This is a genomic window from Streptomyces sp. NPDC049541, from assembly GCF_044465725.1.
Taxonomy (GTDB): Bacteria; Actinomycetota; Actinomycetes; order Streptomycetales; family Streptomycetaceae; genus Streptomyces.
The window spans coordinates 51,845-59,026 of the sequence record NZ_JBITLY010000022.1; the positions used below are offsets into that span (position 1 = coordinate 51,845).

The 7,182-nt window shown below is 69.3% G+C and carries 8 protein-coding genes; 1 reads left to right on the plus strand and 7 read right to left on the minus strand.

The features are described 5' to 3' along the window. Positions 1-150: 150 nt before the first annotated feature. The 7 genes from ACIBW9_RS42000 to ACIBW9_RS42030 all read right to left on the minus strand — a co-directional run bounded on the left by ACIBW9_RS42000 (position 151) and on the right by ACIBW9_RS42030 (position 5,894). A complete protein-coding gene (locus ACIBW9_RS42000; protein ID WP_398964004.1) occupies positions 151-1,206 on the minus strand; it encodes an aldehyde dehydrogenase family protein in 1,056 nt (351 codons plus the stop codon). A 242-nt stretch (positions 1,207-1,448) separates the two neighbouring features. After that, the gene (locus tag ACIBW9_RS42005) at positions 1,449-2,150 is read right to left on the minus strand and encodes an alpha/beta fold hydrolase (RefSeq protein WP_398963987.1); all 702 of its coding nucleotides are present in this window, start codon (positions 2,148-2,150) and stop codon (positions 1,449-1,451) included. Between the two features lie 26 nt (positions 2,151-2,176). Further along, a complete protein-coding gene (locus ACIBW9_RS42010; RefSeq protein ID WP_199875997.1) occupies positions 2,177-2,587 on the minus strand; it encodes a nuclear transport factor 2 family protein in 411 nt (136 codons plus the stop codon). 2 nt (positions 2,588-2,589) lie between these two features. Next, entirely contained in the window at positions 2,590-3,396 is an 807-nt protein-coding gene (locus tag ACIBW9_RS42015) for an MBL fold metallo-hydrolase (protein WP_398963990.1), read from the minus strand. Between the two features lie 35 nt (positions 3,397-3,431). Beyond that, positions 3,432-4,043 (minus strand): DsbA family protein, encoded by a 612-nt coding sequence (locus tag ACIBW9_RS42020; RefSeq protein WP_398963992.1) that lies wholly within the window; start codon positions 4,041-4,043, stop codon positions 3,432-3,434. A gap of 370 nt (positions 4,044-4,413) precedes the next feature. After that, the gene (locus ACIBW9_RS42025) at positions 4,414-4,908 is read right to left on the minus strand and encodes a MarR family winged helix-turn-helix transcriptional regulator (RefSeq protein WP_398963995.1); all 495 of its coding nucleotides are present in this window, start codon (positions 4,906-4,908) and stop codon (positions 4,414-4,416) included. Between the two features lie 83 nt (positions 4,909-4,991). Further along, a complete protein-coding gene (locus ACIBW9_RS42030; RefSeq protein WP_398963998.1) occupies positions 4,992-5,894 on the minus strand; it encodes an AraC family transcriptional regulator in 903 nt (300 codons plus the stop codon). A gap of 128 nt (positions 5,895-6,022) precedes the next feature. Here ACIBW9_RS42030 and ACIBW9_RS42035 point away from each other — a divergent pair, with 128 nt between their 5' ends. Further along, entirely contained in the window at positions 6,023-6,802 is a 780-nt protein-coding gene (locus ACIBW9_RS42035; RefSeq protein WP_398964001.1) for an MBL fold metallo-hydrolase, read from the plus strand. The last annotated feature ends 380 nt before the right edge of the window (positions 6,803-7,182 follow it).

Sequence of the window (7,182 nt, forward strand, 5' to 3'; positions counted from 1 at the left end):
CCCGCGGCCGAAGCTATGCGGCAGACCGAAGCCCGCACCCGGGAACCACTGAAGACGCCCCTGACGGACAATCACGTGCTACCGATCTCCGCACCGACCAGTATGGGAACACCATCGAAACACCACGCCAGCACCGCTGACCAGCAGGAATCAGGATGGCGGGGCCTCAATGAACCGGGCAGCGGCGGCAGGGTCGTCGGTCGCGATGGCGGCGGCCAGCCCGGACGTCTCCTCATTCGCGCTCCGCGCCGCGTCCGACGGACCGTCGGTGGCGTCGATCGTCACGGTTGCCGCACGCTCCGAGTCGAGTGCCCACTCGAATCCGCGCGGATGGGTGTGCGGGGGAAGAGATGCGGTGATGCCCAGACGGTGCCGGAGCTGAAGAATGCCGGGCAGCCGCTCTTCGTAGACAGGCCGGTCGATGAGCAGCAGATTGAGTCGGTTGCACACGCCCAGGCGGTCGAGGCTGTCGGTGATCAGCCGGTGTGCTGTTGTTTCGGTGGCGGCCGAGTCCACGTACAGGACTCCGCCGCCGTCGGCATGGGCGAGGGTCCGCACACCGTGACGTGCGCCTTCCTGGCTGAGGTCGCGGGTGCTGTCGCCACTCCCGCGAAGGATAGCCAGCGGGATCAGCTCGGGCAGGGCCACCAGCGCGTAGGCCGCAGAGCGGTCTTCGCTGGACACCAGCTGGATGGCGTCCGGATCCTGCCCCGCCTCGGCGAGCGCCGGCGCGATCACTTGATCCACCAAGGCCCGGGACGAGCCGAGCGCCGCCGATCCGGTGCGCAGCACACCCGCGTTGCGCGACTTGAGGAACTGGGACGCGATATCGAGCGTGACGTTCGGACGAGCCTCGAAGTTGGCGCCGATGACCCCGACCGGACGCCTGCGTTCCAACAGAGTGAGGCCGTCCGGGCGCACCTCGACGGCCTTGTCCCTCGGCTCATGCGAGGTATCCGCCAGTGTGCGCAGCTCCGCCGCCATGGCCTCCAACCGCGTCGAGGTCAGTCGCAAGCGATCCTGAAGCGCGGACGACATGCCCGCGGAGACAGCAGCCGCGAGGTCCTTCCCGTTGGCGGCTATGAGAGCCGACCGTGCCGATCCCAGACGCTCCGCCATGCCACGCAGCGCCGAGTCGATCTCGGCGTCCGAGGCACTGATGAGAGCGGTGCCACCCTGCTTGGCTCGGATGGCACAAGCACGCACGACATCCAAGGAGGCGGGTGCTCGGTGGTCCTCGTCCCTTGTCACGGGCTTCCCCCCACTGTCCATCGTTCAACAATCTTGATCGGCGTCTGTGCCCCGGCAGTGCCGGGGGACGCGGGAAACGGCTCGTGGCGATGTCGACGCTGAGAAGATCCACCGGCCCTGCCCCAGGGGTCAAAGCCGGTCTCATGACGAAAGGCTGGCTCCTGGCGGTGAACGCCAGGAGCCAGCCGTGTGGATCACTAGGACCTGTTGGACGAGGCCCGCGCGACGGCCTTGGCGAGAACGTCGGCTACCTCGTCGGCATGGGACAGGTGCGGAGAGTGCCCGGAGGGAACACGAACGCTGTGGGCAGCACGCGCAGCCCACTGTTCCTGTACCGCGGGCGGCAGTGCCGGATCCTCGGTGGCCACGACGTACGTCAGGGGCACCTGGGCGGGCGCGGCGCCCAGCTTCTCGGTGAAGGCGCGCATGCCCTGCCAGTTGAGGCGTTTGACGGCCTCGGCGGTCAGGGCGGGGTCGACTCCGCTGAAGATGGACTCCTCGGCGTCTCCCGCCTTGACGGCCAGGCCGTCGGGCGAGTGGTTCCAGGTGGGCGGGAAGTCGCCGCCCATCCACTCCATCATCGAGGTGCCCGCTTCGAGGGCGAAGGCGGCGATGTAGACGAGCTCCGTCACCTGATCCGACTCTGCGGCGGCCCAGGTCGCCGGCACTCCGCCGTAGGAGTGCGCGGCGAGCACCACAGGTCCGTCGACAGCCGCGACGGCGGCGCGCACCACCTCGACGTCCTCGGCCAGCCCCTGGGCGGCCGCGCTGTCTGGACTGCTGCTGGGCAGTTGGACGGCTCGGGAGGCGATGCCGCGGGCGCTGAGCCTCTCACGCAGGGGTTCGAAGATCCACGGGGTGTGCATCGCTCCGTGCACGAGAACGACAGTGGGGTTCATCTGAGCCGTCCTCAAGTAGCGGAGGGTCAGTCGGTCATGGCGTCGCGGACCAGCGCGGTGTCCACGAACTGTTCGAAACGGACGATCAGGCCGCCGCGCACGACGAAATGGTGGGCGACCCGGACGTCGATGTTCTTGCCGGTGGCCTTGTTGGCCGCCGTGTAGCGGGCGAGGACGACGACGTTCTCGCCGTCGACGACGTAGGTGTCGTCGTGGGCGGTCCAGCCGTCCCACTCCTTGCCCAGCTGCTCCATCACGTTGGTGGTGACCCCGTCGGGGGTGCGGTAGGTGCCGGCCAGGGGGAAGCCGGCCATCTCGGTCCACTCCACGTCGGGGGCGAGGGTGGCGCGCAGGGCCTCCAGGTCACCGGCCGCGGAGGCCAGGTACTGGCGGCGCACGACGTCGGCGGGGGCTGTGGACGTTGCGAAGTCGGTCATGGTCAGCCCCACTTCATTTCGCCCTTGGCGACCTTGGCGCCGATCTGGGCGGCGATGAGCATGCCGTTGTCCGGGTAGCGGGCGACCAGAGCCTCGGTCAGCGCGGCGCCGTCGGCGGCCTTGCCGAGCTCCTCCTCGAAGGCGAGCAGATAGTCGCGGGTGGCGGAGATCGCGGAGGCGTTGGCCGGGGCGTTGGGCAGGCGGTGGCCGGGGACGACCAGTTCCGGCTGGAGGGCGGCCATCTCGTCCAGCAGGGTGACCCAGGCGGCGCGGTCGTCGGGGGTGGGGGTGTCGGCGACCCAGACGTGCTCCTGCTGGAAGAGCAGGACACCGCCGAGGAGGGCGCGGTGCTCGGCCTGCCACAGGTAGTGGCGGTCGGGCAGTCCAGCAGGGCCGCCCTTGAGCTCGAAGCGGTGTCCTTCAAGGGTGAGGTCGCCGGTCAGGGGCTCCAGGTCGACCAGGCGCGTGGGCAGGTTCGGGCCGAGGGCCTCCCATGCCTTGAGCTTGCCCTGGTAGGAGTGCTGGATGTGCTCGATGACGATCGGGGTCGCGACGAACTTCGCGTCGGGGAAGGCGTCGGCGATCACCTCGGCGCCGAAGTAGAAGTCAGGGTCGGCGTGGGAGACGAAGACGGTGGTCAGAGTCTTGCCCGAGTCGAGGATCTCCGCGGCCAGGCGGTGGCCGTCGGCGCGAGTGAAGGCGGCGTCGACCAACAGTGCCTCACTCTCCCCGGTGACGAGGGTGGCCGTCTTGTTCTTGCTGCCGACCGGAAAGTCCAGATCGAAGATTTTGAAATCGAGGGTGCTCATGCTTGGTGCTCCTTGCGGGGAAGGGGATGGCACAGTCAGGAGAGAGCGGCCAGTCGCCTATCGACCTCGTCGACGGTGGCGCGGCCGTGAGCCAGGACAGCGACGCGGTCGCCGTCGACGCCGAGCAGGGTGGGGAAGCCGGTGACGCCCAACTCGGCACAGCGCCGGAAGTCGTCCGCCGCCGCGTCGTACGCCTCGGGGGAGTCGAAGGCGGAAACGACAGCGTCGGCGTCAAGGCCGGCCTCTTCGGCGACCTTGCGGTACGTGGCGGGCTCGGACAGGCTGAGGCCGTCGACGTAGAAGGCCCGCTGCAGGGCACCGGCCAGCTCGGCCGCCCGGTCGGGGGCCACCCGGCGCAGGGCGGCGACGCCGCGCGCCGCGTCTTCGGAATCCATTACGAACGAGCCGTCGGCGATCAGCCGGTTGTACCCCTCACCGAACTCGGCGCCGGTCAGCTCGGCGATCTGGGCGTTGGCGCCCTGGACGTAGCCGAATTCGCGGATCGGGACCCGGCGCGAGCCGGTGAACAAACCGCCGGAGATGACCTCCACCGGCATGTCCGGGTGGCGGGAGACGACCTCGCGCAGGGTGGGGGAGAACCCGTGCGACCAGCCGCAGTAGGCGTCGAAGGCATAGACGAGCTGCATCGAGAACCTCGGCATCGGGGTGGGGTGCTCGCCGGGTGCGAGCGGTTCACCGAGGACAACAGTATCTGACTAGTCAGGTATTCCGGTGTTCGGCTGTCAGGCGATTCACCTTGCTCCACGTGTCGGCGCAGCTCATGAATCCACCAGCACGAACGCGGAGTCAAGGAGTGACAAACCTTGCGATCATTCGGACGCATCTCGCCTTGGGGCGCGCTGTCCGCGCGGGGGAGATCGCCGGGAGCAGGCCCGCAGCCAGGCTGGCGTGCGCCATGACGCGGGGGCTCAGGTCGATGAGGTGCTGCGCGGCTTGGAGGTCGTCGCCGGTGCAGCGACGCATGCGGGGAGGGGCCTCCGGGATGGCCCACAACCCTCAGGGAAGCCTGGGCAGTGTGTCCCGTGCCGCGTGACTCAGGATGCGAAGGTCTTCGGCGAACCGGTCCCGGTCCTCCACCGGGAGGGGCGCCAGGAAGTAGCGCCTGATGTTCTCGACATGGATCCGGGACGCGGAGACCGTGGTCTCCTCGCCAAGCGGCGTCAGGCGCACCAGCCGCCCGCGCCGGTCACCGGGATCCTCGACGCGTTGGACCAGGCCGGCCGCCTCCATACGGTCCACCAGACGCGTGGCGCCACCTGTCGTCAGGACCTGCTCCTGGGCGACGGCCCGCATCGACAGCCCCGGCTCCCCCGCCCTGCCCAGGATGAGCAGCACCTCGAACATCAGGTGGCTGATACCGCAGTCCACTTCCAGAGCCCGCCCCAGGATGTACTCCAGCCGGTTCGCGGCCCCCTGCAAGCGCCCGAACGCCAGGATCAGCGCGTTGTTCGCGGCGTCGCTCGACGTCGAGATCTCCGCATGCTCGTCCACGCTCCTGACGCCCCTTCCCATTCCTGCTTCCATTCGCCCACCGATCATGCCGCACCGGCTGAGCGGCGGGTCTGCCGACTTGGCTACCGGCCCTGGGCGAGCCGGAACGCGCCGGGCGTCGCACCGGTGTGGCGGGTGAAGAACTTGCCGAAGTTGGTGGGCTCGGGGAAACCGAGGCGGCGCGCGATGGTCGCCACCGGCTCGTCGGTGTGCGCGAGCAGCCGCCTGGCCTCCAGGGCGACCCGGCCGTCGATGACGTGCTTGACGGGTTGTCCGGTCGCGGCCGTGCAGGCGCGGGTGAGGGTCTTGACGGTGTAGCCGAGGCGGTGGGCGTAGTCGGCGGCGCGGCGGGTGGTGGCGTAGGAGCGTTCCAGCTCGGCGCGGAAGCGGGCATACACCTCGCCGCCGGCGTGCGGGTCGGTGCCGCCGTCGGGGTGAGGCAGCCGGTCGATCTGCAACAGCACGGTGGCCAGCAGGAGTTGGAGGATCTCCGCCGACACGGCTTGCCCGGTGCGGTCGTACTCGGCGCGCAGCTGGCCCAGCAGGGCGGACAGGACGGCGTACGAGGGGTCGGCGCCGAGTTGCCAGCACGCGGGGCCGTACCACTCGTTCACCAGCTTTTCGGCGCTGCTGAAGTGCGGCGGAAAGGCGGGCGTGAAGAGGAGGTGCGTGCCGTTGGTGGTTCCGGGGTCGACGAAACGCTGCACCTGCCCGGGCCGGATCCACATCAGCGTCCCTGGGCGGCAGGGATGCGTGACGAAGTCGATCGCGTGCGCCCCGCTGCCCTCGGTGATCAGGGTGAGGGTGTGGAAGTCCACCCGATGGACCGCGTCGGGACGGTGGTCCCGTCGTCGGCGCCGTTCGTGCAGGGTCGCCAGGTCGACGATTTCGAAGCCGGGGATCCGCTCCTCGGGCGGATTGAAGTCGAGCCGGGGGATCGCACCGCCCCGGGAGGGATCACCCCCTTCCAGGCCCGGGGGAACCATCACACTCTCCAGATGTCCTCGATTTACCATGCGGGGTCTTCAGCGTATCTCGTCTGCCTGCGGTTTCGCGGCGAGAGTGGAGGTCATCAAGGCGACGCAAGGCCGCCTCCACCGCAAGGAGCATCCGCATGAATGGCACGGTCACGGTCCTCGACAAGGGCGCGATCCGCATCCACAGCTACATGTCCCCCGCGGACACCTTCCACGCCACCACGCAGCTGATCGAGACCCCGGCCCGGATCGTCGTGATCGACGCCCAGCTGAACCCCGCCTACGCCGACGAGACCGTCGCCTACGCCAAGGGGCTCGGCAAGCCGCTGGACCGCCTGATCATCACCCACGCCCACCCCGACCACTACAACGGCGCCGACCGCTTCGGCGTCCCCGTCCACGTACTGCCCCAGGTGCGTGAACAGATCGCCGCACGCCCCGCGGCCCAGCTGCCGAGCGGCCTGGCCGTCCCGGCCACCGACCTGCCCTCCAGCGTGGACATCACCCCGGGCACCGAGGTCATCGGCGGCATCCGGTTCGTCTTCGAGGCCGTCTCCGGCGGTGAGGCCGCCGACGAACTCCTCGTCAAGCTGCCCGAACAGGGCGTCCTGATCGCCCAGGACCTCGTCTACAACGACGTCCACCTCTACCTGGGCAACAACGACATCACGGGCTGGCAGCAGGCCGTCGACACCCTGGCCGCCGAGACCGGCTACGACACGATCCTCGCCGGCCACGGCCTGCCCGCCGGGCCGGAGGTCTACGCCGGGATCCGCCAGTACCTCGCCGACGCCCGCGAACTGCTCGGCGACGACGGCGAGGCGTACAAGAAGGCGATCGTGGACCGCTACCCCTCCCACGTCGGCCCGTTCATCATCGACATCGCCAACCGGTCCCTGTTCGGCACCGGTCACTGAGCATCCACTCCCCCTCCCAACTCCCGTGCACTCAGGAAGACTTGCCATGTCAGTCCGTCTTCGCCGTACCCGTGCCGCAGCCGTCGCGGTGGCCTCGCTTCTCGTCCTGGGCGGCGCCGCCCAGGCCCTCGCCGCCCCCGGCGGCGACCTGCCTCACACGCCCCTCCCGCACCACCGAGGTCACCTGCCCACCAGCTACACGCTCCCCGGCGACAAGACCTACCCCCTGATCCGGGGGTTTGCTCCGGCGTCGGGATGGTGCCCGCATAGATGAACGGCCACCGTCTGATCTTCGAGGTGTCGAAGCTCGAAGGAGATCAGCACGATGACCGCACCCGACAGTCTGCCCCTGCACGCCCTCGCCGAGGACAACCTCGCCG